Here is a 1,246-nt window from a genome sequence, read left to right on the forward strand (position 1 = left end):
TGGGCTTCCCCCAGTTTCCCGGACACATCCAATGACATGATGTGTTCAGGAGATAGGCATGACAAGAACCCGAAGGAGCTTCACGGACGAATTCAAACGTGAGGCAGTGAAGCTGTGCAAGCAGCCAGGAGCAACCGCGACGCACATTGCACGGGACCTGGGTATTCAGACCAGCGTGCTCAGACGCTGGGTCACGCAGGAGCGTGGCGGGGTGCTGGACCTCAGACCAAACCGACCGCTTCGCAGTGAGGCAGCAACGGAGGTGGAGCGGTTGCAACGCGAACTGCGCCGCGTGACCACGGAGCGCGACATCCTAAAAAAAGCGCTCGGCTACTTTGCAAAGGACCCGCAGTGAAGTACGGCTTCATCGCGCGGCATCGTAGTGTCTGGCCCACCCGCACCATGTGCCGGGTTCTGGCGGTCTCCCACAGCGGCTTCTATGAATGGATGGACAGAGCGCCGAGTCAGCGCAGCCAGGACGACGCCAGGCTCACCCGCCTCATCCGAGAGAGCTTCGAGCTCAGCGACCGCACCTACGGCAGTCCACGCGTGTGGCACGACCTTCGAGCGTTGGGCGAGAGTTGCGGGATGAACCGGGTCATCCGGCTGATGCATCTGGCCAAGCTGCAAGCCCGTCACAAGCGACGCAGGCTACCAGGAGACACGGGCAGCAGGCTTGAGAACCACATCGCGCCCAACCATCTGCAGCGCGACTTCCAGGCCAGTGGTCCGAACCAGAAGTGGGTAGCCGACTTCACCTATATCTGGACGGCTGAGGGCTGGCTGTATGCGGCAGCGGTGATGGACCTGTACTCACGCCGCATCGTGGGGTGGTCGATGAGCGACACCATGCAGGCCAAGATGGTGAGCGACGCATTGCTGATGGCCCTTTGGCGACGCGGCAAACCCAGCTCGCTGATGCACCACTCGGACCAGGGCAGTCAATACACGAGCGACGACTTCCAGCAACTACTCAAGGCACAAGGCATCACCTGCAGCATGAGCCGTCGCGGTGAATGCTGGGACAACGCCGCGATGGAGAGCTTCTTCTCATCCATGAAGACCGAGAGGCTCAGCCGCAAGGTCTACCGGACAAGGGAGGAAGCCAGGTCCGATGTGTTCGATTACATCGAGCGCTTCTACAACCCGGTGCGCAAACACTCAAAGCTAGACTTCCTCAGCCCAGTGGACTTTGAGCAAGGCTTAATGGGCTAAGCAAACCGTCCGGGAAATTGGGGGAAGCCCA

1 protein-coding gene is annotated in these 1,246 nt (G+C 60.5%); it reads left to right on the top strand.

The features are described 5' to 3' along the window. The first annotated feature begins 58 nt into the window (after nucleotides 1-58). A protein-coding gene (locus tag QUA42_RS27580; protein WP_333141867.1) for an IS3 family transposase occupies nucleotides 59-1,215 on the top strand; the annotation gives its coding sequence in 2 pieces (ribosomal slippage) (nucleotides 59-326 and nucleotides 326-1,215; 1,158 coding nt in all). Nucleotides 1,216-1,246: the final 31 nt, after the last annotated feature.

It is taken from the genome of Microcoleus sp. Pol11C2, assembly GCF_036701505.1.
GTDB lineage: Bacteria > Cyanobacteriota > Cyanobacteriia > Cyanobacteriales > Microcoleaceae > Microcoleus.